At 62.4% G+C, this 25,417-nt stretch carries 28 protein-coding genes; 7 read left to right on the top strand and 21 right to left on the bottom strand.

Features of this window, described 5'->3' with window-relative positions; all coding sequences use genetic code 11:
- Positions 1 to 136: 136 nt before the first annotated feature.
- Together AAFN55_RS08955 and AAFN55_RS08950 are read right to left on the bottom strand one after the other, a co-directional pair.
- Positions 137 to 652: a MarR family winged helix-turn-helix transcriptional regulator gene (locus AAFN55_RS08955; RefSeq protein WP_347798503.1), complete on the bottom strand. Its 516-nt coding sequence runs from the start codon at positions 650 to 652 to the stop codon at positions 137 to 139.
- Between the two features lie 144 nt (positions 653 to 796).
- Positions 797 to 1,216, bottom strand: coding sequence for a DUF6163 family protein (locus tag AAFN55_RS08950; RefSeq protein ID WP_347798502.1), 420 nt, complete (start codon positions 1,214 to 1,216; stop codon positions 797 to 799).
- A 182-nt stretch (positions 1,217 to 1,398) separates the two neighbouring features.
- Here AAFN55_RS08950 and hemB point away from each other — a divergent pair, with 182 nt between their 5' ends.
- Positions 1,399 to 2,433: a porphobilinogen synthase gene (gene hemB / locus AAFN55_RS08945; RefSeq protein ID WP_347798501.1), complete on the top strand. Its 1,035-nt coding sequence runs from the start codon at positions 1,399 to 1,401 to the stop codon at positions 2,431 to 2,433.
- A 39-nt stretch (positions 2,434 to 2,472) separates the two neighbouring features.
- Complete coding sequence (locus AAFN55_RS08940; protein ID WP_347798500.1) at positions 2,473 to 3,612, top strand: serine hydrolase domain-containing protein; 1,140 nt, start codon at positions 2,473 to 2,475, stop codon at positions 3,610 to 3,612.
- Positions 3,613 to 3,620: 8 nt separating this feature from the next.
- On the opposite strand, the gene AAFN55_RS08935 is transcribed toward AAFN55_RS08940, so the two are convergent.
- From AAFN55_RS08935 to AAFN55_RS08905, 7 genes are all read right to left on the bottom strand, one after another.
- The gene (locus AAFN55_RS08935; protein WP_347798499.1) at positions 3,621 to 4,433 is read right to left on the bottom strand and encodes a transglutaminase family protein; all 813 of its coding nucleotides are present in this window, start codon (positions 4,431 to 4,433) and stop codon (positions 3,621 to 3,623) included.
- Between the two features lie 7 nt (positions 4,434 to 4,440).
- Positions 4,441 to 4,707: a DUF1488 domain-containing protein gene (locus tag AAFN55_RS08930; protein WP_347798498.1), complete on the bottom strand. Its 267-nt coding sequence runs from the start codon at positions 4,705 to 4,707 to the stop codon at positions 4,441 to 4,443.
- 37 nt (positions 4,708 to 4,744) lie between these two features.
- Positions 4,745 to 4,921 (bottom strand): hypothetical protein, encoded by a 177-nt coding sequence (locus tag AAFN55_RS08925; protein ID WP_347798497.1) that lies wholly within the window; start codon positions 4,919 to 4,921, stop codon positions 4,745 to 4,747.
- 264 nt (positions 4,922 to 5,185) lie between these two features.
- Complete coding sequence (locus AAFN55_RS08920) at positions 5,186 to 5,332, bottom strand: hypothetical protein (protein ID WP_347798496.1); 147 nt, start codon at positions 5,330 to 5,332, stop codon at positions 5,186 to 5,188.
- A 32-nt stretch (positions 5,333 to 5,364) separates the two neighbouring features.
- Positions 5,365 to 5,595 carry a hypothetical protein gene (locus AAFN55_RS08915; protein WP_347798495.1) on the bottom strand — a complete coding sequence of 77 codons (231 nt, stop codon included), beginning with the start codon at positions 5,593 to 5,595 and terminating at the stop codon, positions 5,365 to 5,367.
- Between the two features lie 48 nt (positions 5,596 to 5,643).
- Positions 5,644 to 5,922, bottom strand: a complete 279-nt coding sequence (locus tag AAFN55_RS08910; protein WP_347798494.1) for a hypothetical protein — start codon at positions 5,920 to 5,922, stop codon at positions 5,644 to 5,646.
- Between the two features lie 243 nt (positions 5,923 to 6,165).
- On the bottom strand, positions 6,166 to 7,068 hold the full coding sequence (locus AAFN55_RS08905; RefSeq protein ID WP_347798493.1) for an NAD(P)-dependent oxidoreductase: 903 nt from the start codon (positions 7,066 to 7,068) through the stop codon (positions 6,166 to 6,168).
- A 271-nt stretch (positions 7,069 to 7,339) separates the two neighbouring features.
- On the opposite strand from AAFN55_RS08905, the gene AAFN55_RS08900 reads away from it, so the two are divergent.
- The 3 genes from AAFN55_RS08900 (at position 7,340) to AAFN55_RS08890 (ending at position 9,655) form a co-directional block, all read left to right on the top strand.
- On the top strand, positions 7,340 to 7,810 hold the full coding sequence (locus tag AAFN55_RS08900) for an RDD family protein (protein ID WP_347798492.1): 471 nt from the start codon (positions 7,340 to 7,342) through the stop codon (positions 7,808 to 7,810).
- A gap of 125 nt (positions 7,811 to 7,935) precedes the next feature.
- Positions 7,936 to 8,694 (top strand): arginyltransferase, encoded by a 759-nt coding sequence (locus AAFN55_RS08895; RefSeq protein ID WP_347798491.1) that lies wholly within the window; start codon positions 7,936 to 7,938, stop codon positions 8,692 to 8,694.
- A 61-nt stretch (positions 8,695 to 8,755) separates the two neighbouring features.
- A complete protein-coding gene (locus AAFN55_RS08890) occupies positions 8,756 to 9,655 on the top strand; it encodes a DMT family transporter (protein ID WP_347798490.1) in 900 nt (299 codons plus the stop codon).
- 6 nt (positions 9,656 to 9,661) lie between these two features.
- Here AAFN55_RS08890 and AAFN55_RS08885 read toward each other — a convergent pair whose 3' ends face one another.
- From AAFN55_RS08885 to parC, 10 genes are all read right to left on the bottom strand, one after another.
- On the bottom strand, positions 9,662 to 11,176 hold the full coding sequence (locus tag AAFN55_RS08885; RefSeq protein ID WP_347798489.1) for an ATP-binding protein: 1,515 nt from the start codon (positions 11,174 to 11,176) through the stop codon (positions 9,662 to 9,664).
- A 103-nt stretch (positions 11,177 to 11,279) separates the two neighbouring features.
- On the bottom strand, positions 11,280 to 12,527 hold the full coding sequence (locus AAFN55_RS08880; protein WP_347798488.1) for a hypothetical protein: 1,248 nt from the start codon (positions 12,525 to 12,527) through the stop codon (positions 11,280 to 11,282).
- 268 nt (positions 12,528 to 12,795) lie between these two features.
- Positions 12,796 to 13,356: a DUF3592 domain-containing protein gene (locus AAFN55_RS08875; protein ID WP_347798487.1), complete on the bottom strand. Its 561-nt coding sequence runs from the start codon at positions 13,354 to 13,356 to the stop codon at positions 12,796 to 12,798.
- An 88-nt stretch (positions 13,357 to 13,444) separates the two neighbouring features.
- Entirely contained in the window at positions 13,445 to 14,398 is a 954-nt protein-coding gene (locus tag AAFN55_RS08870; protein ID WP_347798486.1) for a cation diffusion facilitator family transporter, read from the bottom strand.
- 71 nt (positions 14,399 to 14,469) lie between these two features.
- Positions 14,470 to 15,483 carry a serine hydrolase gene (locus tag AAFN55_RS08865; protein ID WP_347798485.1) on the bottom strand — a complete coding sequence of 338 codons (1,014 nt, stop codon included), beginning with the start codon at positions 15,481 to 15,483 and terminating at the stop codon, positions 14,470 to 14,472.
- Between the two features lie 203 nt (positions 15,484 to 15,686).
- Positions 15,687 to 16,397, bottom strand: a complete 711-nt coding sequence (locus tag AAFN55_RS08860; RefSeq protein WP_347798484.1) for a cytochrome c biogenesis CcdA family protein — start codon at positions 16,395 to 16,397, stop codon at positions 15,687 to 15,689.
- On the bottom strand, positions 16,394 to 16,804 hold the full coding sequence (locus tag AAFN55_RS08855) for a thioredoxin family protein (RefSeq protein WP_347798483.1): 411 nt from the start codon (positions 16,802 to 16,804) through the stop codon (positions 16,394 to 16,396). Before AAFN55_RS08855 ends, AAFN55_RS08860 begins: the two co-directional genes overlap by 4 nt.
- Before the next feature lie 22 nt (positions 16,805 to 16,826).
- Positions 16,827 to 17,231, bottom strand: coding sequence for a hypothetical protein (locus AAFN55_RS08850; protein ID WP_347798482.1), 405 nt, complete (start codon positions 17,229 to 17,231; stop codon positions 16,827 to 16,829).
- Positions 17,232 to 17,242: 11 nt separating this feature from the next.
- Entirely contained in the window at positions 17,243 to 18,172 is a 930-nt protein-coding gene (locus AAFN55_RS08845) for a rhodanese-like domain-containing protein (protein ID WP_347798481.1), read from the bottom strand.
- A 266-nt stretch (positions 18,173 to 18,438) separates the two neighbouring features.
- Positions 18,439 to 20,718 carry a DNA topoisomerase IV subunit A gene (parC, locus tag AAFN55_RS08840; protein WP_347798480.1) on the bottom strand — a complete coding sequence of 760 codons (2,280 nt, stop codon included), beginning with the start codon at positions 20,716 to 20,718 and terminating at the stop codon, positions 18,439 to 18,441.
- 213 nt (positions 20,719 to 20,931) lie between these two features.
- On the opposite strand from parC, the gene AAFN55_RS08835 reads away from it, so the two are divergent.
- On the top strand, positions 20,932 to 22,116 hold the full coding sequence (locus AAFN55_RS08835) for a hypothetical protein (protein ID WP_347798479.1): 1,185 nt from the start codon (positions 20,932 to 20,934) through the stop codon (positions 22,114 to 22,116).
- Positions 22,117 to 22,232: 116 nt separating this feature from the next.
- Positions 22,233 to 22,754: a GNAT family N-acetyltransferase gene (locus AAFN55_RS08830; protein WP_347798478.1), complete on the top strand. Its 522-nt coding sequence runs from the start codon at positions 22,233 to 22,235 to the stop codon at positions 22,752 to 22,754.
- Here the strand turns inward: AAFN55_RS08830 and AAFN55_RS08825 are convergent.
- Both AAFN55_RS08825 and aspS read right to left on the bottom strand, forming a co-directional pair.
- A complete protein-coding gene (locus AAFN55_RS08825; RefSeq protein WP_347798477.1) occupies positions 22,741 to 23,397 on the bottom strand; it encodes a hypothetical protein in 657 nt (218 codons plus the stop codon). The genes AAFN55_RS08830 and AAFN55_RS08825 overlap by 14 nt on opposite strands.
- A gap of 114 nt (positions 23,398 to 23,511) precedes the next feature.
- Positions 23,512 to 25,302 carry an aspartate--tRNA ligase gene (aspS, locus tag AAFN55_RS08820; protein ID WP_347800225.1) on the bottom strand — a complete coding sequence of 597 codons (1,791 nt, stop codon included), beginning with the start codon at positions 25,300 to 25,302 and terminating at the stop codon, positions 23,512 to 23,514.
- Positions 25,303 to 25,417 lie beyond the last annotated feature (115 nt).

The raw sequence follows: 25,417 nt of genomic DNA, 5'->3' as shown, positions 1-25,417 counted from the left end.
ATATGGCAGGAACGTGACGGTGCCTAGACACGAGCGCGTGAAAGGATCGGCGCAGCGCGCGGACCGCGAGCGACAAAGCCGCTCGCGGTGCGAGAAAACAAGCATTCCGGGCCGCGGCAACGCCCCGCGGAAAAGATCACATGCGATAGGCGATCGTATCATTCCAGAAGCGGTCGAGGCGCTGCAGGGCGCGGTTCATCTGCTGGAACTCTTCCGAGTTGATTCCACCGACCTGCTCGATCGAACCGACATGACGCTCGTAGAGCTTGCCGACGACGTCGGCGACTTCCTGGCCCTTCGGCGTCAGGCTGACACGAACCGAACGGCGGTCGACACGCGAGCGCTGATGGTTGATGAAGCCGAGGTCGACGAGCTTCTTCAGGTTGTAGGAGACGTTCGAGCCGAGATAGTAGCCACGCGAGCGCAGTTCGCCGGCGGTCAGCTCGGCCGAGCCGATGTTGAAGAGAAGCAGCGCCTGGATGGAGTTGATGTCGCTGCGGCCATTGCGGTCGAACTCATCCTTGATCACGTCGAGAAGACGGCGGTGCAGCCGCTCGACGAGCTGGAGCGATTCAAGGTAAAGCGAACGGATTGCGTCCTTGCGGTCGTCAGTCTGTGGGGCGGGCTTGGCCGCCTGTCGCGAAGTCATCATGGTCTAGCCTCTTGTTTAACGCCCGGTGATTGTTTTTCTTCTCACCTTGGCCCGACCTTATCGAATGCACATAAAATTCGACTTAAACCGCAGGCTTAACAAGGGCTTACCGGGGGCGGCCTTTCAAAGAGGCTTAAAAATAGGTTAATCGACCTGTTTACGATTGCGCAGATAGAAGACAATCCGGAACGTGCAGTAGAGCAGAGCGACGATCCCGTGAGAGGTCACGATCTGCCATTTGGTGCCGAAAAGCTCCGGGAATCCGACATACATCACGACCTCGATCGCAGCGCAGATGAACCAGATGACCGGCCCCCAGGACGCGAGCATCCACAGGCCGCTTGCGGCGAAGGGAAAGAGTGCCGCCAGCGTCACAGAGGCGACCTGCCAGTGCACCGGCATCAGATCGAAGCGCCAGTTGGCGCCTTCATAGATGCCTATGAGCCTGACCCAGTACATGACGCCGAACAGGAGGCTGTAGGCGGCGATGCCCCGGTGGAACCACTCATAGATGAGTTCCAGCGTCGTCGCGCGCAGCGGCGTCCTGTCGAAGGCCTGAGGCATGAGGTGAAGGCTCCGCTGGTTCGATTCGGCCACCATAGGTCGGGCGCGCCGCCGGGCAAAGTGGTTCGCAAGCCTGTGCCGCATCGATCCGGCATATTCACACTGGACCGCAAAATAGCGCCAGCCTGACGTGTTGGTGGCGGACGGGCCGGATGGTACAACGCCGCAACATTGGAGCCGACATGGACAGCAAGCGCCGAATCGCCATTTCCACGCCGTCGCGAAGTGTCGACGAGATTACCGGATCGCGTCGCCTGAGACGCATGCGAAAGGCGGATTGGTCGCGCAGGCTGGTTCAGGAGAACCACCTCACCGTCAACGACCTCATCTGGCCGATCTTCCTGATCGACGGCGAAAACCGCCGTGAGGAGGTCGCGGCGATGCCGGGCGTGTTCCGACTAACGGTCGATCTGGCGGTCAAGGAGGCAGAGCGCGCCGCCGCGCTTGGCATCCCTGCCCTCGCGACCTTTCCGAATGTGAATCTTGCGTTGCGCGATCTGACGGGGTCGGAAATCCTCAACCCCGACAATCTCATCAACCGCGCCACGCGGGCAATCAAGCAGGCCGTGCCAGAAATTGGCGTCATCACCGACGGTGCACTCGATCCGTTCACCAGCCATGGCCATGACGGCATCCTGCGCGACGGCATCATCGTCAATGACGAAACGGTCGAACAGGTCGCGGCCGGCGCGGTCCAGCAGGCGGCGGCAGGGGCAGACATCGTCGCGCCATCCGACATGATGGACGGGCGCATCGGCGCGGTACGCGACGCGCTCGACGCCGCCGGTTTCCAGGACGTCGCGATCATGTCCTACGCTACGAAGTTCGCTTCCGCTTTCTACGGCCCTTATCGCGAGGCCATCGGCACGCAGGGCCTGCTCAAGGGCGACAAGAAGACATACTACCTCGACCACGCCAATTCCGACGAGGCGATGCGCGAAATCGAGCAGGACCTCGACGAAGGCGCGGACATGATCATGGTCAAGCCCGGCCTGCCCTATCTCGACATCATCAGGCGCGCGAAGGACGAATTCGCCGTCCCCACTTTCGCCTATCAGGTGTCTGGCGAGTACGCGATGATCGAAGCGGCCGCCGCCAATGGCTGGATCGACGGCGAAAAGGCGATGATGGAGAGCCTGATGGCCTTCAAGCGCGCCGGATGCGACGGCATCCTCACCTATTTCGCGCCGCGCGTCGCGGAAATCCTTCGCGGCTGACCATGCCGTCTCATTCCAGTCTTTGCCAACAGGAACGACATGAACCGGATCGACTACATTTCGAGCCTCTTCACCGGTGCGAGCCAGCGCGACAATTTCCAGCAGATGGAAGCCATGTTCCCTGTCGGGCGCATGAGCGCGGCGCCGGAGCCGTTCCAGTTCGCGGAGGGCGCCAAGATCACGTTGCCCGCAACCTATGTCCATGGCGGCGAGACGCGCAGCGTCGAGGACCTCCTGTCGTCCACAGACACGATGGCCCTGCTGGTCATCGAAGACGGTGCGGTTCGCTACGAGCACTACGCGCCATGGGGAAGCCGCGACACGCGCTGGGTGTCGATGTCGGTCGCCAAGAGTTTCATCTCGGCGGCGGTCGGCATCGCGGTCGATGACGGCTTTATTGGAAGCGTCGAGGAGCCGATCACGGCCTATGTGCCCTCGCTCGCCGGCTCCGCCTATGACGGCGTGCGGATCAAGGACATCCTGCAGATGTCGTCGGGCGCCGGCTGGAACGAGGACTACAGCGATCCGAATTCCGACATCAACCGCTTCGCGTCGATCTTTGCGCAAGGCGGCGCGTTCGATCCCTTTCCCGCAACCTTGAAGCGCGAGCGCGAACCGGGATCCTTCAACCTCTACAACAGCACGGACACGCAGGTTCTGGGCATGCTCCTGGTCGCGGCCACGAAGCGCACCATCGCGGACTATATGCAGGAGAAGCTCTGGCATCCGCTCGGTATGGAGAGCGAAGGCTTCTGGCTGCTCGATTCCGAAGGCATGGAAATGGCGTTTGCCGGGATGAACGCCACGGCGCGCGACTATGCCAAGATCGGAGAGCTATATCGCAAGGGCGGCGTCTGGAACGGCAAGCAGGTCGTTCCGGCACGCTGGGTCGCGGACTCGATCAACCCGGACGGTCCGCACCTCAAGCCGGGCAAGAACGCCCAGTCGGATTCGCTGTTCGGCTACGGCTATCAGTGGTGGCTGATGGAAGGTACCGAAGACGAGTATTCGGCGATCGGCGTGTACAACCAGTTCGTCTACGTCAATCCCGCCCGCAAACTCGTCATCACCAAGCTTTCCGGCAATCCGACATACGGAACGTCAACGGACGAAACGGCCTATCGCGAGCATGAGACTGTCGAAATGTTCCGCGCGATCGCGCGGCAGATCGCAGGCTGACACCCGGATCACTCGACGGCAACGACCTCATAGGTCCATACGCGGAACGATTTCAGCACGTGCGGCCCGAACGAGTTGACCAGCGGAATGTCGGTCGCGTCGCGGCCACGCGCGACGACGATCCTGCCGATGCGCGGAACGTTGTTGCGCGGGTCGAAGGTGCGCCACCGCCCGTCGAGGTAGACCTCGATCCAGGCGCTGAAATCCATCGGGTCGACGACCGGCACGCCGATATCGCCCAGATGGCCGTTCACATAGCGGGCCGGAATGTTCAGGCATCGGCATAGCGCCACAGCCAGATGCGCAAAATCGCGGCAGACGCCGACCCGCTCGTTGAAAGCCTCGTAGGCTGTCCGCGTCGAGCGCGCCTGCTGGTAATCGAAGCGTATATGGCCATGCACGAAGTCGCAGATCGCCTGTACCCTGCCCCAGCCCGGCGCATGATTGCCGAATATGTCCCACGCGGTCTGGCTCAGCTTGTCGGTTTCGCAGTAGCGGCTGCCCATCAGGTAGACGAGGCACTCGTCCGGTAGCTCCGCGACCGGAATCTCGCGCGCGGTCCAGTCTGCCTCTTCCAGTTGGCCACTATCCTCTATCGTGGCGTCACCCCACAGCGTCAGCAGCCCCTGCGGCGCGACGAGCCGGCGGCAGCGATTGCCGAACAGATCGTGATAGGTCGTCGTCGGGACCTCGGGCATGGTGAAGACATTCTCGGGCGCCCGCAGATCCGCCTTGCGATCCTCATGGACGCCGAGCAGGCAGACGAGTGGTGTCGGCTGGGGGCATTCGATCGCGATGTCGTAACCATAGCGGATCAGCATGCAGGCTCTATTTGAAATCAGCGGAGGTGAGGACAAAGAGTGGCCGCCGGCCACGGGCGTATAGATGGCGCGCCGCGTCGCGGATGGTGTCGCGCTGGGCGTCGAAGGCTGCGAGATTCCCGGCTTCGTCACCTGCCGCCAGATCACCGCGCTTGGGAAGCGCGGCACTGTCGATGGAAAACGGTACCTCGAACATTCCATCATGTCCCAGGAACCGCACCTGGTCACGCGTCGCGTCGTAACTGCGGCTGCCATTCGGAAAGGTCAGGGCCATGATATTCCAATCAATAGACCAGGCGGAATTGCCCAGGTCAGAGCAGCTTGTTGTCTTCGACCGTCTGCATCTTGCGGCGTCGGGCGCCATCCGTGTCGTTGCGCCGGTTGCGCGCCGCAGGCGTTTCGGACGCGGGCTTCGGCGGCTTTGGAAGCTCAGGCTTCTCTGGATTTGCCGTGATCGGCGCAGGCGGCTTCGGCTTGTAGGTGATCATGTGTTTTCCTTCGTCAAAGCGCGCCGCGATCCTTCGGATTCGCTTATCGCGCTTGCATGTCGTTTCCCCGAAACCGGTTCCCACTTTCGGGCGACATGCATTGGTGTCGGCGATCCCGCATGATCGATGCCATGAGCGTCGGCGGGACGCATAGAACCCCGATCCGACCGCATCCGGGATAGCGATGCGGTCAGCCGTTCAGGGGCGGCAAGACAGGCTGAGCGCGTCTGCTGCGCTCGTCGCGAATGACGAGCGTCAACGCGCTTACGCGCCCTTCTTTGCCTTGCCGGGATTGGTGGTCGCGGTGGCCTGCTTGATCTGCGAGCCGAAAGGCGTCTCAACCTTCGGAGCGGCCTTTTCCTTCTTGGGTTTGCGCGCTTCCTTGTTGCTGCGCATCTGTCCCTTTGCCATGCCGTTATCTCCTCTTCGATGTGTCGGATGTGTTAGCGGAAAAGCCGTTCGGCCTGCGAAGCAGGAGCCTCGATCGCCTCGAGCGTGTCTTCGGTCGTCACCCGCTCGTGGCGCTCTTCTTCGTTGCGAATGCGATATTGCGGCGAGTTGTCCCGCGCCGGCAAAGTGGCCACGACGCGGAATGTCTCGGCCGGCGACGGGGTTCGTCCCCATGCAGCACGCATCCGGACAGGCTGGCCGACTGAGAATCTGTGAGTAGACATGTTCGTGTAGCTCCTAGTAGCCGCGCATCGATGCGCAGGCGTCAAACGTCAAACTGCGGAATCGCGGATCAGCGAGAATTCGGCATCACGGGCAAGTGCGCCGGCAAGGTCTTGGGGATCGATCGCAACGAGCTGGCTCGTCAGCGCCTTCGACCCGATGGCAGGCAAGTGAATGTATGTCGCGAGCCGACGATAGGCGACACGCGACAGGGCCTCGATCAGCTCTTCATCGTGCTCGATCGTATAATCACCGGGCGGCTGCACGCCTTCGACGCCTGCCAACGAAAAGGCAGCATCGAAATGCGCGATCGAGCGTCGCTCGCTCATCGTGCGCGCCGGACGGTTCGGTGTCTCTTGAGCCGTAAAAACAAAGGCATCGCATGCCTCCAAACGAGAAAGCAGCGCGGTCGTTCATTGCGCGCGCTGCGCTATCGACGATCTGGAGCGAGATGGCGGGTCGAGAACCTCTGACTCCGCGAAAAGCCAAGCATGGCCCGAAAAAGCGATTTCCCGACAGTAGGCTTCAATTGAGGTTTTAGCAAGATAAGCATTGGCCGATCGGCCACGCCCTCAAGACTTGCGGTCGACATAGTGTCGCCAGTCGTGCTCCTCGCGAAACCCGAGCACGTGGCGCGCCTTGCGGTTGGAGAGCGGCGCTTCGCGTTCACCCATCGGGCGCGTCACCGGCGTGCCTGGGCACCAGCGCTTCAGAAACGCCTCCGTCGGCTCGTTCGCCGTGATCGTGTCGTTCACCGCATTGAAGACCTGAAAGCCGAAGCCGTCCTTCTCGATACACAAATGAACGATCTGGGCGAGGTCTCGCGCGTCGATGTAGCTCCATGCATTGCGCTTGCGCGAAAGCGGGTCCGCCAGAAATGCAGGGAACAGGTCGTATTCATGCGGCTCGATCACGTTGCCGATACGCAGCGCGTAGATGTCGCTCCCGAACCGCATCGCGAAGGCGCGCGCGGTCTTCTCGTTGACGACCTTCGACAGGCCATAGGAATCCATCGGATCGACGTCGTAATCCTCGTCCAGCGGGAACTGGTGAAAATCCTTGTCGCCTTCGGCGAAGCAGACGCCATAGGTCGTTTCGCTGGATGCGATGATCACCTTCGCGATGCCGAGCTTCATCGCGGCTTCGATGACGTTGTAGGTGCTATCGACATTGACGCGGAACGTCTCGTTGTCGGGCTTCAGCAACACGCGCGGCACCGCCGCGAAATGCACGACCGCATCCACCTTCGCAGGCCCCTCACCTGTTTCGAACCCACCGAAACCGAAATGCATCGACAGCGCGTTGAAGACCTGTCCGCTGTCGGCCACGTCGGTGACCAGCGTGTTGACGCCGGGACAGTCCAGCGGTGTCAGGTCGAGATTGAGGATGTCATAGCCGCGCTGCTTGAGCCACGGCACGACATGGCGGCCTGCCTTGCCGGACCCACCCGTGAAAACGATCCTCTTTCCCGACATGGTAATTTCCTCCCGTTGCGCCGATGCGCTATCCCCGTCTCATGAGGTTCTAGGCATCGAGGCCGACAATCTTGCAGGCCTCAGCCAAGGTAGGGTAGTTGAACGTCTTGTCGACAAGGAAGTCCACCGTACCGCAAGTATCAATCCGGGATTCGTTTCAATCACTTGAATGGTTCCGTGAAACCGGCGCGACAGCCGCGCACGCTTGAAAAACCGCTTCACGCACCCATTTCTTCGACGTGACCATTGTTATCGAAGGAAAGACATCATCATGAATACACGCATCATCGACGGCGAGATCATCACCTCGCGCCTCGACGACATGCGTGTCTATGAGGGCGTGCGGACACGTCGTGTCATGGCATTCCTGATTGACTACGTGATCATCGCGATCCTGCTGATCCCGTTCGCCGTGATCGTGTTCCTGCTCGGCATCATCACGCTCGGGCTCGGCTGGATGCTGTTCTCAATTCTCGGTCCGGCGGTCGCGCTCGCTTATGTCTGGAACACGCTGGGCGGTCCGAACCAGGCGACCGTTGGTATGCGCATGATGAGCATCCGCCTTGAACGGCTCGACGGACAGCCGACGGACGGCATGCTGGCGATCGTCCATTCGGTGCTGTTCTGGGCGGGCAATGTCGTGCTGACACCGTTCATCTTGCTTGCGACTCTCTTTCTCGAGCGCAAGCGCACCCTGCACGATCTGCTTCTCGGAACGGTCATCACGCGCTCGGATCGCTGATTTCGGTCACGAATTGCTGAAAATGACGCAGCGAAAGCCGGCTTCGGGGCCGGCTTCAATATTTTGCGGTTGACGTTTGGCATGCACATGACAAGCCTAGGCAACGTCAATCGCTTAATCGGTCCATGACGCACCACCCGACCCAATCGCCTCAGTTCTTTCTGACCGCGCCGTCACCCTGCCCTTATGTCGAGGGCCAGTTCGAGCGCAAGGTCTTCACGCATCTCGTCGGTGACAGGGCGCCGGAACTGAACGACCTGCTCACCCAGGGCGGGTTTCGACGGTCGCAGAACATCGCCTACAGGCCAGCATGCGAGACGTGCCGGGCCTGCGTGTCGGTCCGCATCCTCGTCGACGAGTTCGAGCCGTCCAGGAACATGAAGCGGATCAGCGCGCGCAACGCCGATCTGGTGGGTGCGATGCACGATGCAGAACCGTCGACCGAGCAATATTCCCTCTTCCGCACCTATCTCGACGCCCGCCATCGCCGCGGCGGCATGTCGGACATGACGGTTCTGGACTATGCGATGATGGTCGAGGACACCCATGTCGAGACGCGCGTCATCGAGTACCGGCGGCGCGGACCCGACACGTTCCTCACGGGCAAGGGTGAAGGCGAACTGATCGCGGTGGCGCTTTCCGACAAGATGGCCGACGGCCTGTCGATGGTTTATTCGTTCTACAATCCGGAGCTCGAGGATCGCTCGCTCGGGACCTTCATGATCCTGGATCATATCGCGCGTGCGCGGGCTGCTGGACTGCCCCACGTCTATCTCGGCTACTGGGTCAACGGATCGCGCAAGATGGCGTATAAGGTTCGCTTCGGCCCGCAGGAGCACCTTGGTCCGAAGGGCTGGGAGCGTTTCGACCACGAAGCCGTCTGACCGGCCAGGCTTCGCGACTTCCACCAAATGCCACGACACCCGCCTGCCGGAGCGCTTCTCCATGCCTGCCCAGATTTCCGATCACACGAAAGGCGTGATCCTGACCGCGATCGGCGGTCTCGTCCTGACCGTCGACATCCCCCTCATCAAGCTTGCGAATGGCGATGCGTGGTCGATCCTGCTCTTGCGCAGCAGCAGCACCTTCGCCGCGGCGATCGTGATCTGGACGATCTGGCGCATGCTCTCACCCCACGCGCCCGCGCTCCTGCCGGGCAAGGCCGGCATCGCCGTTGCCGGCTTTTACGGATTGGCCTCGATCTCGTTCCTGACGGCCGTCTACCATACCTCGACGGCCAACCTCGTCTTCATCCTCGCCTTCAACACGATGTTCGCGGCACTGCTGTCCTGGATATTCCTGAAAGAGCGCCCCAAGCCGTCGACGCTCATCACGATGGCCGCGATGGTGGTGGGCGTGCTGATCATCGTCGGTGACGGCATTTCCGCCGGCAATGTCTTCGGTGACCTGCTCGCATTCGCGACAGCCTTCTTCATCGCCTCAGCGATCACCGTCTCGCGCTCGACCGGTCGCGACATGGGGTTCACATCGCTCGTGGCGGTGGTTCTGCCCTTGGCGGTCGCGCTGTTCATGGTCGGCCAGACCGGCTTTCGCGTCGACGCGCCATGGTGGATCATCTTCAACGGCGCGATCGTGATACCGATCGCGTTCTACTGCCTCGCCACGGGTCCGCGCTACATTTCCGGTCCCGAGGTCGCGATGTTCTATCTGCTCGAGACGGTCCTCGCGCCGATCTGGGTCTGGATGATTTTCGCCGAAACGCCATCGACGCAAAGCCTCATCGGCGGGACGATCCTGATCGTCGCGCTTGTCTCGCATTCACTGTGGCAATTGCATCAGGGGCGCAGGCGCCGCGCGGCGCTGGCGCCACGTCATCCGGCCTGAACCGGCCTACTCGGCGGCGTCGCGACCGTCGAGATCCTCGGGCGCGTTGGGATCGCCAGGTGCGGTCTCGACGTCGAGTTCGGGAAAGACGACCACGCGCTGGCCGTGAAAATCCGTGCGGACGACGAGCAGTCCCCGTTCCTCGAAATAGGTGAGCATGCGCCGCGCGCGCGACAGGGAGTGCGTTCCGTAGGCCCGCGCGAGTGCCGCGTCGGACGGGCACGGCGCGCCCGATACGGCCGCCTGCGCGACGACGAGGAACACGCCCTGGATGTCATCCGTCAGCGTCGAGGACATGGTGAGCGCCTGCTGCCACGCGTCGCCCGCTGCCAGATCGTCGGCAACGCCCGCACGCGCGATCGCCAGCCTGCGCTTGAACGTCGCGAGATCGAGTGCTGCGCCCGGCACGCGGTGGATGCGGCAGCGTACGAGGAAATCCTGATAGAGCACGGCAACGGTGCGGAACGACGCGTCCGGGTCCTCGATGATCTGGCGCATGACCGATGCCAGAGCGGCGTCACGCTCAGCTTCGTCGATCTCGGGAAAGAGCGAGGCAGGCTCTGCGGCAGACGGATCCGGCCGTGATCGGACAAGCTGGGCCAGGATTTCCGCAGTCGGTGTCGGCGGCGGAGGTGGCGGCGGACGGCGTACCGGCTGGCGAAGCTCGATCGGGTCCATCTTGAAGATCAGTTCGGCGGCATCTTCCGGCGCGGTCTCGGGCAGCGGCATCAGCTTGGGGCTGACCGAGCGTGCCGATGTCTCGACGGGCCCGATCGAGATCGCCAGCGGCCGCCGCGACACGGCGGGGCCGAGCGCCACGAACTTGCCGCGCGCCAGATCGCGAAACTGCTCGGCCTGACGCCGGTCCATGCCCAGAAGGTCCGCCGCGCGCGCCATGTCGATGTCGAGAAATGTGCGGCCCATCAGGAAGTTCGACGCCTCGGCGGCGACGTTCTTCGCCAGCTTGGCGAGACGCTGAGTCGCGATGACGCCGGCAAGCCCGCGCTTGCGGCCACGGCACATCAGATTGGTCATCGCACCGAGCGAGAGCTTGCGCGCTTCGTCGGACACCTCGCCCGCCGCAGCAGGCGCAAAAAGCTGGGCTTCGTCAACGACGACGAGGACCGGATACCAATGGTCGCGCTCGGCATCGAACATGCCGCCCAGAAAAGCGGCGGCCGCCCTCATCTGCTGATCGACGTCCAGTCCTTCGAGATTGAGCACGACCGACACGCGGTGCTGCCGGATACGCCCGGCAATACGCGTCAATTCGGCCTCGGGGCGCGCCGCATCGACGACGACATGGCCGAACTTGTCGGACAGCGTCACGAAATCCCCCTCTGGATCGATGACGCATTGCTGAACCCATGGCGCCGACTGTTCCAGAAGGCGGCGCAGGAGGTGCGATTTGCCGGAGCCGGAATTGCCCTGCACCAGCAGACGCGTGGCGAGCAGCTCTTCCAGATCGACCATCGTCGGCGCGTTGCCCGCGCCCATCCCCATGTCGATGCCGACCTTCATTCACCACTCCGCATTGCCTGGCGCAGCGATAGCATCGAACGACCTGCAATGGGTGGCAGACCGGCAACAATTCACAAGAGGTTGTGGACAACCGGCGCGCCGCTCAGCGCGCTAAGCGCACCACCCGAAGCGACTGGCCGATGCCCGCAAACGCCGCCAGAAGGCTCTCATTGTCGCTCGCGTCGTAATAGTGCTGAGCGTCGGTCGCGCAGCCTTCGAGCATATTCTTGGCAGTGGCGTTCTCGACCATGAAGGCGACGGAGAAGATCTCGATGCCTTGCTGCTTCATATAGGTGCAAATTGCGAGAGTATCTGCGTTGGTCGCCTTGAGCTGACCGCTCTTCGTTTTTTCATCGTTGCTCAAGCTCGCATGCTTTCCGTCGCTCGAATTGAAGCGAAGCGTGTTCTCGCCGTCCGTCATCAGAACGGCGACCTTGCGCGGCTTGGCGTTTGCGGGATCGTAAGCGCCGGCATCAGCGAATGGTTCGCCGGGGTTCAGGACATTCAGGCCCCATGTCAGTCCTGCCGGGATGTAGGTATTGGGTTCGTAGCCGCCAATATTGATGATCATGCCATTGATCGCGGACAGCAGTGCAGCCTTGTCCGACGTCAGCGTTACCAGCGGATTCAAGCACTTCTGGCTGGTGTCCAGATAGCCAGGATAGCGGATCGAGGCATTCTTGTCGTGCAACCGATTATCGCCAGTCATGCGAGAGCCAACACATCCATACCATGTCTTGCCTGTCACGCCGCCTTCGCAGACATTTTCCTCGCGTGTAACCGTGCCCCTCTCCAGGCAATCACCTGAACATGTCGACGCCTTTGGTATACCGTCAGAATATTTGGTACACGGATAGCTCGGTGCATTCCTGATACATTGGTTTTCCCTGGTGACCGTCTTGCGAGTGCATGTCGACGTGACTGCTTTGACGTCAGCCGGCACATCCAGCCACGATGCATTACGATACTTCGTGCCCACATTGACGTAGTCTGCATAAGGCACCAGCCCCATGCGCACCGCGCCGTCCTGCGTCTGGAGCAGTTCATTGACGAGTTTCCTGGCGGCCGTCTTCAATGTGTCGATCTTCGTCACGCCCGACGCGCCTTTGCCCGACATGGACCACGTATTGTCCAAGATCAGCGCGACCTCGACATTGCCCATGACGGCACGTTCGGCCATCGCCGAGGCCGATGTGAGCAGCCGGTCGTAGCCGGCGATGGACATGAAGGTCGCGGGGATTTCCCCGTCGAGCGTGACATCGACCTTGTCGGCGTCCGTTTCGATCGAGGCGATGGTTGCGCGTCGCAGGCGCCCCGGGTCGCGGTTTGCCGCGATGATGTCTTCGGCCATGACGCGCAGCTTGCCTTCGTTCTGCTCCTTGGAGGCTGCGAGCGTCAGCGATGCCGCATCGGCCAGTTCCTGCAGATGGCGCTGTGCGCTGGAATGGCGGGTGTAGTCGATGCTCAACCCCACGCCCAGAATGAGGGGCAGCGACAGCGCGATCGACATCATCGCGAAATTACCGCCCCGGTCCTTCAGGAACCTCGAAAAAATTCTCTTCATCACCCACCCCACTCAGTCGCGTCGTCAGTGTGCACGATGTGCCTAAAAAGCCGGTTTACGGCCGCGTTTTGAACCGCCGTGCCCGCGGCGTCATCGCCGTCGCCAACGCAACGCCGCCTCCAATCATCAGCGCCAACCCCAGCCCTGCGTTCAGAAGGCTGTCCTTCCACGCAACGTCGGTGTCCAGATAGGCAAGAGCGGGCTCGGCCGGGTCGTAGAAAACGGGCAGCGTGCGCCCGGTGACGCGCGCGAACTGAAGCCTGCCGTAAAGCGCCTTCAGGCGTCGATCATGCAGGTCTCCGACATCCGACAGGCCGGCGCGAGTTCCCTCGACGCGTTCGTCGTCCAAGTCGAATGTGTAGAGAACGGAAAGCTGAAGCGTTGGTGCGGCGGAGCCTTCGCCGGGAACTTCGTCGAGCGAGACGGACATCACGGTCGCCGCGGCAACCGGCCAGTTACGCGCGGCGAAATGCGCCGACGCCTCGCCCCACGCGACCTTGTCCAGCATCGCCAGACCGACAGCCAGCAAAAGCAGTCCGAGCGACGCCCCCATCGCTGCCGCAGTCAGTCTCGCGCCGGTGCCTTTGCGGCCCCCGGCGACCGTCATACTCATCATTTCGGCCCCCGCCGATCGCTACCAGGCCTCAAGATGACACATGGCAATTGCGGAACGGGGAAAGAAATCGTTCAAATTTTACGGGTCGTCAGGCGCTACCTGCTTCGGGCACAGGTTCGGTCGCGCCCATGGCATCGCGATGGCGCAGCGGGCGCATGTAGACACGCGCGATCGCGGGCTGCTTGCGCTTGAGCATCTCGCCCAGTTCAAGCGCCGCGGCCTCTATCTCCACGCTGGTCATCTCGTCGCGAAAATCGATGGCGATCGCGACGAGGATTTCCTCCGGCCCCAGATGCATCGACAGGATTTCATCGACCGATACCACGCGGGAATCGCTATTTAGCACGGCGCGCACATCGGCCAGCACCTCGACCGATGCGCTTTCGCCCGTCATCAGGCTCAGCGTCTCGCGCGCCAGGAACGCAGCGACGAAAACCAGAAGCACGCCGATTGCGATCGAGGCGATCGCGTCGAAGATCGGCATGTCGAGAAAGTAGGCGAGCGAGACGCCGATCAGCGCGATCGACAGTCCGCCTAGCGCGGCGGCATCCTCACAGAAGATCGCGAAGATGCCGGGGTCCTTGCTGCCGCGAACCGCCGAGAGCCAGGATCCCTCCGGCTGCTGCGCCCGCAACTCGCGCCACGCCACGCGCAGGGAGAGCGATTCGATAATGAGCGCAGCGCCGAGCACCGCGAAATTCACCCATGCACCCGTCATGGGCTCGTGCTCGCTGAGCCGACGAATGCCTTCGTAGATCGACAGCGCGCCACCCAGCGAGAACACGAGAAGGGCCACGACGAAGCCCCAGAAATAGATTTCCATGCCGTGGCCGAACGGGTGATCCGCAGTCGGCGGCCTTGCGGCCCGGCGAAAGCCGATGAGAAGCAATCCCTGGTTGGAGGTGTCCACCAGCGAGTGGATCGCTTCGGACAGCATGGCGCTCGATCCGGTGAACCATGCCGCCACGAACTTCGTCGCGGCGATGGCCAGATTTCCCGCGAGCGCGGCATAGACGACCGTTCTGGATGCTTGAGACGCCAAAGCCGTGCACCTCCCCTACGCGACGTTTGCGCCGACTGTAGCAGGAGTTTGCAGGCGCGTGGATAGGCCGTTCAGGCCTCGCGTGCAGCGGCGGTGATGATCCTCGCAGTCAGGCCGTGCAGCGCATCGCGATAGCCGTTCCGGGCAGAAGGATTGTTTTCCTGCGAGGTCATCACGACCGTCAGTCCGATCGCCGGCGCGATGTAGAGCATCTGTCCCCCATAACCCCAAGCATAACGCACGCCCTCACCGCCGATCTCACGCAGGAACCAGCCATAGCCGTAGCCGTCGCCGGAAAAGCGCGACGCGGTGCGCGGCGTCCATGATTGCTCGATCCATTCGGCGGAGAGAAGACGCGTCCCATCGGCGATGCCGCCATTGCGATAAAGCTCGCCGAAGGAGAGCAACGATCGCGCGCTCATCGCCATCTGGTTGCCGCCGAGATAGATGCCTTGCGGATCGCGATCCCAGCCGCCGATGCGGAAATTGGCGAGCGGCTCCTCCAGCCACTCCCGCGCCAGCTCGCGGGTCGAGCGGCCGCTCGCACGCGTCAGGATCGCCGAGAGGAGATGCGTGGAGCCGGTAGAATAGAGCATGTCGCCGCCCGGCTCGCCATCGAAAGGCATCGAGAGCGCCTCGCGCACCCAGTTGCGGCTTGCAACCCAACGCCCGTAGTTCGGGCCGGAGGTGCGCCCGAGCCCCGCCTGCATCGACAGGAGATTGCCGATCGTGATGTCGGCGATGCGCGGGTCGGGATTCGCCGGGAGGTCGGCGCGCAGGATCGGCGCGATCTTCTGGTCGACGCCTTCCAGCACGCCCTTGTCGATCGCAATGCCGACAAGGGCGGAAACGACCGACTTGGAAGCCGATTTGATGTTGGTCGGCGCGTCGAGCCCGTTTCCGCGATAACCGCGCTCACCGATGATCTCGCCGTCGCGCGACACGATGACCGTCTTCAACGGATCGAGTTCGGCCGCGTCATCCAGTATCGCGGCGATGGAGCGATCAGCCCCGGCCTCTTGCGCAAAGGCGAAGCGGGGCGCGGCAATCAGCAGCGGGGCGAGGAGAAGCGTGCGTCTTTTCATCGGCCTGACCTAGGCGCGCTTCGTCGCCGAACCAAGGCACTGTGATGCTTTTCCGCTGCTTCTCACGCGCATGTTATCAACGGCCCATGCGGCCGGCCCCTCTGCCGGTCATCAGGGAGCCTAGATCGCCGTGCGGCGATCTATCTCTTTGTTTGAGCGCCGGAATAACCCGAAAACCGGATTCCACTTTTCGGTCCAATGCTCTAAAGGTCCGGCTCCCAACCCGTCAGCGTGTTTTCCCATTCCGGAAACCACTCAAGCAGCGCTGTCTGTATCGATCGGTCGACGCCGGTCAGAATGAAGAGCGCCGCGATGACCACCAGCAGCCCGAAGAAGATTCGGATGCGGTTCGTGTTCCGGTACAATGCGGGAATGCGCAGAACCAGCGCGCGACCGCCGAAGATGACCGCCCCCATCGGCAGAGCCGTGCCGAGCGCGTAGGCCAGCGCCGTCGCGAACGCCCCGCCAGTGACGGCCTGGTTGAGCGCCAGTGAGATGACCGATGCCATGATGGGGCCTACGCATGGCGTCCAGACCAGCCCCAGGCTCGCGCCAAGGACGCTTCCGCCGAGGAACCCACCGCTATCCGGAACCCTGGCTGCGATGGTGGATATCGCCCCGGCGCGCATCTCGAAAGCATGGCCTGCTGCCGGGATAGCGAGGAGAGCGCCACACGCCAGCAAAACCAGCCCACTGAACGTCCGAACGGCATCAGGCGACAGGCCGGCTGACTGGACGAGCATGGTCAGGAAGAGCGTGACGGCGACGAAGCTTGCGGTGAAGCCGAACAGCACGCCCCAGGGACGCCAGCGCCCCTGCTCCACCGTCGCTGCGAGGATCACCGGAAGGAGCGGCAGAACGCAAGGTGACAGGACCGTCACGACCCCAGCGCAGAATGCAAGAAGCAGGGTCATTGCGCGGCGAAGACCGGGCGCTCATTGAGCGCTTCTATGCCGCCTCCATTCCAGATTTGCAGCTTCTCTCCGTCAGAACCTACCTGCACGTAGCTGTTCTGGTAGGTCACGCCATAAGTCGTCTTGAGTTCGATCTCCCTGTCGTAGTCGGCAATCACAAGCGTGATGCCGGGCTGAACCTCGCCCCACCGTCCGCGAAAGTTCACCATCGCTGCCTTACAGGTCGGGCACCACTCGGCATGAAAATAGAGGATCGCCGGACCTTTTGCGGCTAGCGCTTTCAACTGCTCGATCGATTCGAAATTCACCGCGTCGGCAGGCGGTCGAACGCTCTCGCCTGACGCGTTTGCGCTCGCACTCGCGAGAAGCAGACCGGAAAACGCTGCCAGAACCATACGTCTCAGCATGATGAAACTCCGTGATCGCTCACTACCCGACGAGGGTGACAGGCTTTGCAGCCGAGCAAGGTGACTCTTCAAGATTGGGTGTGGATTTCATCCGCGCCGGCGGAACCGCAGGCGGAGTTTTCTTGCCTTGCGACCCCACGTTCCGATCGGTCTCGACGTCGAGGCGATCCGTCTGCCCCTCTTCCGGGACAGTCTTTTGCCCGCCGTCCGCTGCTTTGTCGGAGAGTGGCACCGGTGTCTTGTCGGCCGAGGGATCGTCGTTCTGGCTGGCGAATGCGGGCGAGCACGCCAGCAGGGCAGCGCCGAACAGCAATGTTCTGCGCCTCATCATTCCTGAATTCATATGAATGTGCACTTCTTCAATGGGCGATCGACCGCCCGCTTCCATTCCGGAAAAGCGGCCGGCGGCATTGCGCGCCGCCGGCACTTCGGTCGCGCCTAGATGTTGTCGAAGTTGGCGCCGGCCTTGGGAGTCTTTGGATCCTGAACCCACTCCGTCCAGCTTCCATCGTAAAGACGGATGTTGGTGTAACCGAGGTCCTTCAGCACCGCGAGCGCGTCGGACGCCGCCCAGCCCCAGCCGCATGTGGTAATGATTTCGCTGTCCTTTGCGACCCCTATCTCTTCGAGGCGCGCCACGAGGTCGTCGACCGACTCGTTCAATGTGTTGGCGTCGCTGAACAGGCCGATGGGGATGTTGTAGGACCCCTTGATGTGCCCCTCGTCAAAGCCCTTGGTGCCGCGCGCGTCGAGGACGAACACGCTCTCCTTTTCGCGCCCGAGTGCATTCAGCACGTAATCCTTGTCCACGATGATCGGCTTGGACTTGGTCAGCTTGAGGTCGCTGGCAGGCAACACCGTCGCCTCGGTGCTCAGCTCACCTTGCCAGGACTCGACGCCGCCATTGAGGATGTGGACGCTGTCGAAGCCTGCCTGATCGAGAGAAACGTAGATCTTGCCGGCATAGCGGCCGGATGTCGGGCTGAGCTGCCCGTCATCCTTTTCACCGTATACGATGACGCGATCATCGTACTTCAGGCCCGCAGCGGCAAGGATGGGTTCAAGTTCCTCGAGCGGCTTCGTCTCGCCGATGACGCCGTTTAGGACTGGCGTCTCGACACGCTCGCGCGGAATATTGATCGCGCCCGGGATGTGTCCAGCCGCATAACGATCGGGGGTACGGATGTCGATCAGAACGACGTTGTCGGACTTGCGGAAATCCTCGACGTGGCTGAGATCGACATAGATACCGGCTGAACCGTCGTCTTGCAGAAGTGCCGCAGGTATGCCGGCGTGGGTGGCAAAGCCGGACAGGACGGCGATCGAGGCTGCTGTCGCCAGCATAAGGACCAACTTGTTGGATTTCATCGACAATCTCCACTGATGAGGCAGGTCGCCCGGCGGACAACACCGACGCGACCTAAATACCACTATAGTTATAGACATTATCGAATGATCGAGAAGGAAGACCGTTCTGCGCTGCGGTCTGCGGTGGAAACAAACATGACAGGAACACGGACGACCGAGGCAAAATCTACCGCAGCAGATCCGTGCCGCGCAAGCGAACGTCAGGTCCGGCAGATCGATCGCCCGCCGCGAGCGAGGCCTCATCGCGCGTCGAAATGGCGGTCGCGCTAGAATTTGCCCGTTCTGGGGAATCCCTTCGGCACCATGCGGCCGGCCGACGCCCTCGCCCCGATCCATTCGGTGAGTTCGGCCGCTGTGCGGGTGAAGGTGCGGTCTGCGGAGTCCTGCCATGAGAGGCCGACAGCCATCGCAAAGGATTTGGCGTCGGACACGCCGCCATCCTTGTAGCGCTGGAGGCGCACGCCCTTGCCGCGCGTCATTTCAGGAATGTCTCCCAACGCGAAGACGAGCATCTTGCGGTTCTCGCCAACGATGGCCAGATGATCGCCCGCCACAGGCTGGCAGAGTTTCGCCTCGTCGGGCGACTTCACGTTCATCACCTGCTTGCCCTTGCGGGTGTTGGCGATGACGTCGCTTTCCGGCACGATGAAGCCGTAGCCCTCATGGGAAGCCAGCAGAAGCTTGCGGCCCGGCTCGTGAACGAAGGCGGAAACGATCGCCTGATCATTGTCCATGTCTACGATGATGCGGATCGGCTCACCATGTCCACGACCGCCCGGCAACCTGTCGGCGCCGATCGTGTAGAACTTGCCGCCTGTCGTGAAGACCAGGATCTTGTCGGTGGTCTGCGCGTGGAAGGCGAATTTGAGCGAGTCGCCCTCCTTGAAGGTGAGCGTCGAATTGTCGGTGAGATGGCCCTTCATGGCACGCAGCCAGCCCTTTTCCGAGACGATGACGGTGACGGGCTCGCGCTCGATCATCGCATGCGCGATATGCTCCTCGTCATGCTCGGGGACATCCGCGAACTGGGTGCGGCGACGGCCAAGCTCGGTGTGAGAGCCGAAGCGATCGCGCAGCTTCTCGACCTCCCAGCGGATGGTCTTCCACTGCTTCGCATCGGAGGCGAGCAGCGCCTCGATCTGCGTCTTCTCTGCAGTAAGCGCGTCGAACTCCTTGCGGATTTCGAATTCCTCCAGCTTGCGCAACGCGCGCAGCCGCATGTTGAGGATCGATTCCGCCTGGAGGTCGGTCAGGTCCCAGCGGGCCATCATGACCTCTTTGGGCTCATCCTCCTCGCGGATGATACGGATCACCTCGTCGATGTTGAGATAAGCGACGAGATAGCCGCCCAACACTTCGAGGCGCCGCACTATCTCGCCGTGGCGATGCTTCGAGCGGCGGATCAGAACGTCCTTGCGGTGCTCCAGCCATTCCTGCAGCGCCTGCTTCAGCGAGACGACATTGGGCACCTTTCCGCGCGACAACACGTTCATGTTGAGCGGGAAGCGGGTCTCCAATTCGGTCAGCTTGAACAGCGATTCCATCAGGATCGCGGGATCGACCGAGCGGCTCTTCGGCACCAGCACCAGCCGGATGTCCTCCGCGCTCTCGTCGCGCACGTCCTCGAGCAGCGGCAGGCGACGCGCGATCAGCAGTTCGGCGATCTTCTCGATCAGCCGCGACTTCTGCACGCCATAGGGGATTTCGGTGACGACGACGGTGTAGGTGCCCCTGCCCTGATCCTCGACGGCCCATTTGGAGCGGACGCGGAACGAGCCACGGCCGGTCTTGTAGGCCTCGAGGATCGCGTCGAAATGATCGACGATAACGCCGCCGGTGGGGAAGTCAGGCCCGCGAACCATGTTCTCGTCGGGATCTTCGGCGGGCACACGCGTCATCAAATCCTCGACCGTGGCCGACGGATTGTCGATCAGGTGGAGGGCGGCCTTGCACAGCTCCGCCGCATTGTGCGGCGGGATCGACGTCGCCATGCCGACCGCGATACCGGACGACCCGTTGGCGAGCAGGTTCGGGAACGCGCCCGGAAGAACTGTCGGTTCCTCGTCTTCCTCGTTGTAGGTCGGGCGGAAATCGACCGCATCTTCCGTGATGCCCGCGAGAAGCTCGGTCGCGACCTCGGTCATGCGCGCTTCGGTGTAACGCATCGCAGCCGCGTTATCGCCGTCGATATTGCCGAAATTCCCCTGCCCGTCGACGAGCGGATAGCGCACCGAGAAGGACTGGGCGAGGCGCACGAGCGCATCGTAGATGGACTGGTCGCCATGCGGGTGGAACTTGCCCATCACCTCGCCGACGATACGGGCGCACTTGGCAAACCCCTGGTCGGGGTTCAGGCGCAGCAGGCGCATGGCGTGCATGATGCGACGGTGAACCGGCTTCAGGCCGTCGCGGACGTCCGGCAGAGCGCGGTGCATGATGGTCGACAGCGCATAGGCAAGATAGCGCTCTTCCAGCGCCTTGCGAAGGTCGACGGGCTCGATGTGGTCACCGCTGCCGGAACCGGGCGGAATAAGGTCTTTTCCCATGGGTTTCGGTTAGCTGACAGGTTGATTCGCGGCAAGGGGAGCGGCGGACGAGAAGCCGTCAAGACGCCGTTCACGATGCAGAGATGTGGCTTGCGAGGAGAATTGCCTTTTGGAGCAAAAGCGTCAATCTTGCCGCCGGGTCATTTTCCGGTCCTCATCCTGACCGATGCTGCGGCGGACAAGGCAATCATTCAAAGACCAAGGAAACGCTCTATGAATTCATTACGCAGTTATTTCCAGGCACTTTCCGTGACGTCCATGCTGGTGGCCGCGCCGTTGAGCGCCGCGCATGCACAGACCGTGGATGCCGCACTCGACCGCCTGAAGGCGCTGGTCGAGGATCAGAGCGCCAAGATCGAGTGGACGAGCGCCGATATCAGCGGCTCCGACGCCGTTCTGGTGGATGTAAAGGTCGGTGGCGACGGACAGATGGTGCCGATCGGCAACGTCACCCTGATGGGTATCGAAGAGAGCGATGTCGGTTATCGCGTCGAGTCCATCACGCTCGACCGGTATGCCCAGGATAACGCATCGGGCACGTCGGTTACCGTCGATGGCGTATCGATGACCGGCGTGATTCTCCCGAGCGAGGACGAAGTGGACAATTTCGGCGGCTTCCTCTTCTACGAAACCGCTGATGTCAACGAAGTGCGCGTCAACACCGGCGGATCGGACGTGTTCTCGCTCACCGACATGCGTATCGAAGTCACGGACGCGGCGGCCGGCGAACCGATGGGATTCACCGGCACCGCGGAAGGCTTCACGGCCGATCTGTCCTCGATTCAGGACCCGCAGCAGAAGGCGGTGATCCAGGCGCTGGGCTACGAGAAGATCAGCGGCACCTTCGAATTGGCCGGAAGCTGGAATCCGCAGGATGGGCGCATGGCGTTGTCGCAATACGACCTGACGGTCGCCGATGCGGGAACGCTGGGCTTTTCCTTCGATCTGGGCGGCTATACGCCCGACTTCATCAAATCGTTGCGGGAACTCCAGCAGCAGATGGCCGCGAGGCCGGAAGGCGATAACTCGGCGCAGGGCCTGGCAATGCTCGGCCTGATGCAGCAGCTCACCTTCAACACGGCCGAAATCGCCTTCACCGACGACTCGCTGACCAACAAGGTGCTCGACTTCGTGGCCAAGAGCCAGGGTATGAGGCCGTCCGACATCGCCAACCAGGCCAAGGCCGTGCTGCCCTTCGCGATGGCACAGCTCAACAATCCCGAGTTGACGGCCATGGTCACGCAGGCCGTATCGGCCTTCCTCGACGATCCGAAAAGTCTGCGGATTACCGCCGAACCCGGCAATCCGGTGCCGTTCGCCCTGATCGCCGCCGGCGCAATGAGCGCACCGCAGGAACTCCCCAAGACGCTCGGCGTGACCGTGACGGCCAACGAATAGGCGCGCACGCCGCGGATCCAGAGAGAAAGCCCGGCCGCCGTGCCGGGTTTTTTTTCATTGCAGGACGCGTTTCATCCGGCTGTCATACGTGCGTGGCACATGGCGCGAGAAACACGATGATCGAAACATCCCGCCTCAAACTTCTGATCTGGAACGAGGGGCATCGCGCGCCCTTCGCAGCAATGCATGCCGATCCGCATGTGATGGCCGATCTCGGCGGGCCGATCGATCGCGATGCCAGCGACGAAAAATTCGACCGCTATCACGCCGCCTGGCGCGACCATGGCACCGGGCGCTTCTCCGTCGAGAGCAGCGATGGCCGATTTCTGGGCTATGCCGGCGTGATGCCGCGCATGGATGCTACTCATCCCCTCGGGCCGCATTTCGAAGTGGGCTGGCGGTTCAACGTGTCCGTCTGGGGCAATGGCTACGCCACGGAAAGTACCAAAGCGGCGCTCGATCACGCTCTATCCGTAGCGAAAATCCCGGAAATCCTCTCCTACACCAGCCCGGATAATCTGCGGTCGCAGGCTGTCATGCAGAGGCTTGGCCTGCGCCGCGATCCCTCCCGCGATTTCTCCATCTCGCATCGGGACGGATTGCAGTGGCACGGGCTCGTCTGGGTCATGCCTCACTGAGCACCGGCTCGACCCGCCACGCATCGATGCAGGCTCCCACCACGATGCGCGCGCCCTTGACGAGATCGTCGATCTTCATGGCGCGCGGATTGGAAGGCTCGGCTTCCCGCAGCGGGGGGACGTGGATGAAGCCTGCCATCGCCGGGCGAAGCCCGTCGCAGGCATGCGCGACCGAAAGCGTGAAGACCGTGTTGCAGAGATAGCCGCCGGCATCGTCCGACCACTCGACCGGAAGATCCGCATAGGCGAGACGCTCGGCGATCAGGTCGAGCGGCAGGGTGGATGCAAGCGTTTCAGGCGCGGCGCAAATCTGCTGCGTGGACGGCATCTGGCCCGCCTGGTCGGCACGCGCCGCGGCGTGGCTGTTGCGCGCGGTGCGTTCGAGGCGAAACCCGTCGCATTCCCTTGTGAGCCCGAAATGGATCGCGATGTCCGGGAGGAATTCACGGCCGATCGCGGAAAGCCGGTCTGCGATCGTCGCGTATTCGACGGCAAGCGTCTCGGCGCGGAAGGCCTCCATGGCCGGATCGTCACGAAGATCGTCGCGCAATATGCCCACCAGCGCCTCGGTCGGATTGACCAGCGCGCCGGGAAAGACCGAGAAGCCCGTGACGAGGATGCGTGGCGGACGAACTGTGTTCATCCGCCAGTATCGCCTTGTTTTCCGCGCCCTTGCAATGGGCAGAACAGGCGGGTTTCAGGCTGCCGCCGTCGCCCTCGAACGGGAGACGGATTTGCAGCAGAATTTCGAGAAGGACTACTCGTCCTTCTTCGGCGCGACGGTGCGCAGATGCAGTTCGCGAAGCTGCGCCGGCGTTGCTTCGGATGGCGCGTTCATCAGCAAATCCTGCGCCTGCTGGTTCATCGGGAACATGGTGATCTCGCGCAGGTTCTTCGCGCCCACGAGAAGCATCACGATGCGGTCGATGCCGGCCGCCATGCCGCCATGGGGCGGCGCGCCATACTGGAACGCGCGATAGAGGCCGCCGAAATTGGTCTCGACCGTCTCGCGATCCAGACCGACGATCTCGAACGCCTTGACCATCGTTTCGGGCAGATGGTTGCGGATGCCACCCGATGCGATCTCGAAGCCGTTGCAGACCATGTCGTACTGGAACGCCTTGATCGTCAGCGGGTCCTGCCCCTCAAGCGCTTCCTTGCCGCCCTGCGGCATCGAGAACGGGTTGTGACCGAAATCGACGCGCTTTTCCTCTTCGTTCCATTCGTAGAACGGGAAGTCGATGATCCAGCACAGCTCGAACCGGTCGCGGTCGACGAGGTTCAGTTCCTCGCCGGCGCGGGTGCGCGCAGCGCCTGCAAAGGAGACGAACTTCTTGGGATCGCCGGCAACGAAGAAGCAGGCATCGCCTGACTCCAGGCCGAGTTGCTGGCGGATGGCCTCAGTGCGCTCGTCGCCGATGTTCTTGGCCAGCGGGCCGGCGGCGTCCAGATTCTCGCCCTCGGTGCGCCAGAAGATATAGCCGAGGCCCGGCTGGCCCTCGCCCTGCGCCCAGGAGTTCATGCGGTCACAGAACGCGCGCGATCCGCCGGTCTTCGCCGGAATGGCCCAGACCTGCGCCTTTTCGTCGTTGTCGAGGATGTTCGCGAAGACCTTGAAGCCCGAACCGCGGAAATGGTCGGATACGTCCTGCATCTCGATCGGGTTGCGCAGGTCCGGCTTGTCGGAGCCGTATTTACGCATGGATTCATCGTAGCCGATGCGGCGGAAGCTCTGCGTCACGGGCTTGCCGTTCGCGAAGGCCTCGAAAACCTTGCGCACCACCGGCTCCATCGTCGCCAGCACGTCTTCCTGCTCGACGAAGCTCATTTCGAGGTCGAGCTGGTAGAATTCGCCCGGCAGGCGATCCGCACGCGGGTCCTCGTCGCGGAAGCAGGGCGCGATCTGGAAATAGCGATCGAAGCCCGACATCATGATGAGCTGCTTGTACTGCTGCGGCGCCTGGGGCAGGGCGTAGAACTTGCCGGGATGGATGCGCGACGGCACCAGGAAGTCGCGCGCGCCTTCGGGCGACGAGGCGGTCAGGATCGGCGTCGAGTATTCGGTGAAACCGACACCGGCCATCTGCGCGCGCATCTCGGCGATGATCTTGGTGCGCGTGACGATGTTTTTGTGCAGTGTCTCGCGGCGCAGATCGAGGAAGCGGTACTTCAGCCGAATGTCCTCGGGATAGTCCGGCTCGCCGAAAACCGGCAGCGGCAGTTCCTTCGAGGCCGACAGCACTTCCATCTCACGCGCGAAAACCTCGATCTCACCGGTGGGCAGACCGGCGTTGATCGTCTCGGCCGAGCGGGCTTTCACTTCGCCGTCGACGCGCACGACCCATTCGCCGCGCACCGTCTCGGCAATCTTGAAGGCGGGCGAGTCCGGATCGGCGACGATCTGGGTCAGTCCGTAGTGATCCCGCAGGTCGATGAAGAGCAGGCCGCCATGATCGCGCACGCGATGGACCCAGCCGGAAATGCGGACTGTCTGGCCGACATCGGCCTTGCGAAGCTGTGCGCAGGTGTGGCTGCGATAACGGTGCATGGTCATGAGATATTCCGGGTGTTGTGTGGCGGGCCGGCGCTCTGGAATCCGGCGCGAAATTCGCGCGGAAAAGCGCATGGGAGTGCCGATTTGTCAAGGTAAGCAGGCGGGCAGT

This window comes from Mesorhizobium sp. CAU 1732 (assembly GCF_039888675.1).
Taxonomy (GTDB): domain Bacteria; phylum Pseudomonadota; class Alphaproteobacteria; order Rhizobiales; family Rhizobiaceae; genus Aerobium.
Note: the sequence above shows the minus strand (reverse complement) of the source record. Positions and strands in the feature narration are given on the sequence as shown.

What these genes read in the sequence shown, in the direction of transcription:
- AAFN55_RS08845 (WP_347798481.1), bottom strand. Translation starts at nt 18,172, where the DNA reads ATGAAATCCAACAAGTTGGTCCTTATGCTGGCGACAGCAGCCTCGATC.
- AAFN55_RS08925 (WP_347798497.1), bottom strand. Translation starts at nt 4,921, where the DNA reads ATGATCACCTACAAGCCGAAGCCGCCTGCGCCGATCACGGCAAATCCA.
- AAFN55_RS08860 (WP_347798484.1), bottom strand. Translation starts at nt 16,397, where the DNA reads ATGACCCTGCTTCTTGCATTCTGCGCTGGGGTCGTGACGGTCCTGTCA.
- AAFN55_RS08835 (WP_347798479.1), top strand. Translation starts at nt 20,932, where the DNA reads ATGAATTCATTACGCAGTTATTTCCAGGCACTTTCCGTGACGTCCATG.
- AAFN55_RS08900 (WP_347798492.1), top strand. Translation starts at nt 7,340, where the DNA reads ATGAATACACGCATCATCGACGGCGAGATCATCACCTCGCGCCTCGAC.
- AAFN55_RS08955 (WP_347798503.1), bottom strand. Translation starts at nt 652, where the DNA reads ATGATGACTTCGCGACAGGCGGCCAAGCCCGCCCCACAGACTGACGAC.
- AAFN55_RS08950 (WP_347798502.1), bottom strand. Translation starts at nt 1,216, where the DNA reads ATGCCTCAGGCCTTCGACAGGACGCCGCTGCGCGCGACGACGCTGGAA.
- hemB (WP_347798501.1), top strand. Translation starts at nt 1,399, where the DNA reads ATGGACAGCAAGCGCCGAATCGCCATTTCCACGCCGTCGCGAAGTGTC.
- parC (WP_347798480.1), bottom strand. Translation starts at nt 20,718, where the DNA reads ATGGGAAAAGACCTTATTCCGCCCGGTTCCGGCAGCGGTGACCACATC.
- AAFN55_RS08830 (WP_347798478.1), top strand. Translation starts at nt 22,233, where the DNA reads ATGATCGAAACATCCCGCCTCAAACTTCTGATCTGGAACGAGGGGCAT.
- AAFN55_RS08885 (WP_347798489.1), bottom strand. Translation starts at nt 11,176, where the DNA reads ATGAAGGTCGGCATCGACATGGGGATGGGCGCGGGCAACGCGCCGACG.
- AAFN55_RS08910 (WP_347798494.1), bottom strand. Translation starts at nt 5,922, where the DNA reads ATGAGCGAGCGACGCTCGATCGCGCATTTCGATGCTGCCTTTTCGTTG.
- AAFN55_RS08930 (WP_347798498.1), bottom strand. Translation starts at nt 4,707, where the DNA reads ATGGCCCTGACCTTTCCGAATGGCAGCCGCAGTTACGACGCGACGCGT.
- AAFN55_RS08905 (WP_347798493.1), bottom strand. Translation starts at nt 7,068, where the DNA reads ATGTCGGGAAAGAGGATCGTTTTCACGGGTGGGTCCGGCAAGGCAGGC.
- AAFN55_RS08865 (WP_347798485.1), bottom strand. Translation starts at nt 15,483, where the DNA reads ATGAAAAGACGCACGCTTCTCCTCGCCCCGCTGCTGATTGCCGCGCCC.
- AAFN55_RS08875 (WP_347798487.1), bottom strand. Translation starts at nt 13,356, where the DNA reads ATGATGAGTATGACGGTCGCCGGGGGCCGCAAAGGCACCGGCGCGAGA.
- AAFN55_RS08915 (WP_347798495.1), bottom strand. Translation starts at nt 5,595, where the DNA reads ATGTCTACTCACAGATTCTCAGTCGGCCAGCCTGTCCGGATGCGTGCT.
- AAFN55_RS08890 (WP_347798490.1), top strand. Translation starts at nt 8,756, where the DNA reads ATGCCTGCCCAGATTTCCGATCACACGAAAGGCGTGATCCTGACCGCG.
- AAFN55_RS08920 (WP_347798496.1), bottom strand. Translation starts at nt 5,332, where the DNA reads ATGGCAAAGGGACAGATGCGCAGCAACAAGGAAGCGCGCAAACCCAAG.
- aspS (WP_347800225.1), bottom strand. Translation starts at nt 25,302, where the DNA reads ATGCACCGTTATCGCAGCCACACCTGCGCACAGCTTCGCAAGGCCGAT.
- AAFN55_RS08880 (WP_347798488.1), bottom strand. Translation starts at nt 12,527, where the DNA reads ATGGCCGAAGACATCATCGCGGCAAACCGCGACCCGGGGCGCCTGCGA.
- AAFN55_RS08895 (WP_347798491.1), top strand. Translation starts at nt 7,936, where the DNA reads ATGACGCACCACCCGACCCAATCGCCTCAGTTCTTTCTGACCGCGCCG.
- AAFN55_RS08825 (WP_347798477.1), bottom strand. Translation starts at nt 23,397, where the DNA reads ATGAACACAGTTCGTCCGCCACGCATCCTCGTCACGGGCTTCTCGGTC.
- AAFN55_RS08935 (WP_347798499.1), bottom strand. Translation starts at nt 4,433, where the DNA reads ATGCTGATCCGCTATGGTTACGACATCGCGATCGAATGCCCCCAGCCG.
- AAFN55_RS08855 (WP_347798483.1), bottom strand. Translation starts at nt 16,804, where the DNA reads ATGCTGAGACGTATGGTTCTGGCAGCGTTTTCCGGTCTGCTTCTCGCG.
- AAFN55_RS08940 (WP_347798500.1), top strand. Translation starts at nt 2,473, where the DNA reads ATGAACCGGATCGACTACATTTCGAGCCTCTTCACCGGTGCGAGCCAG.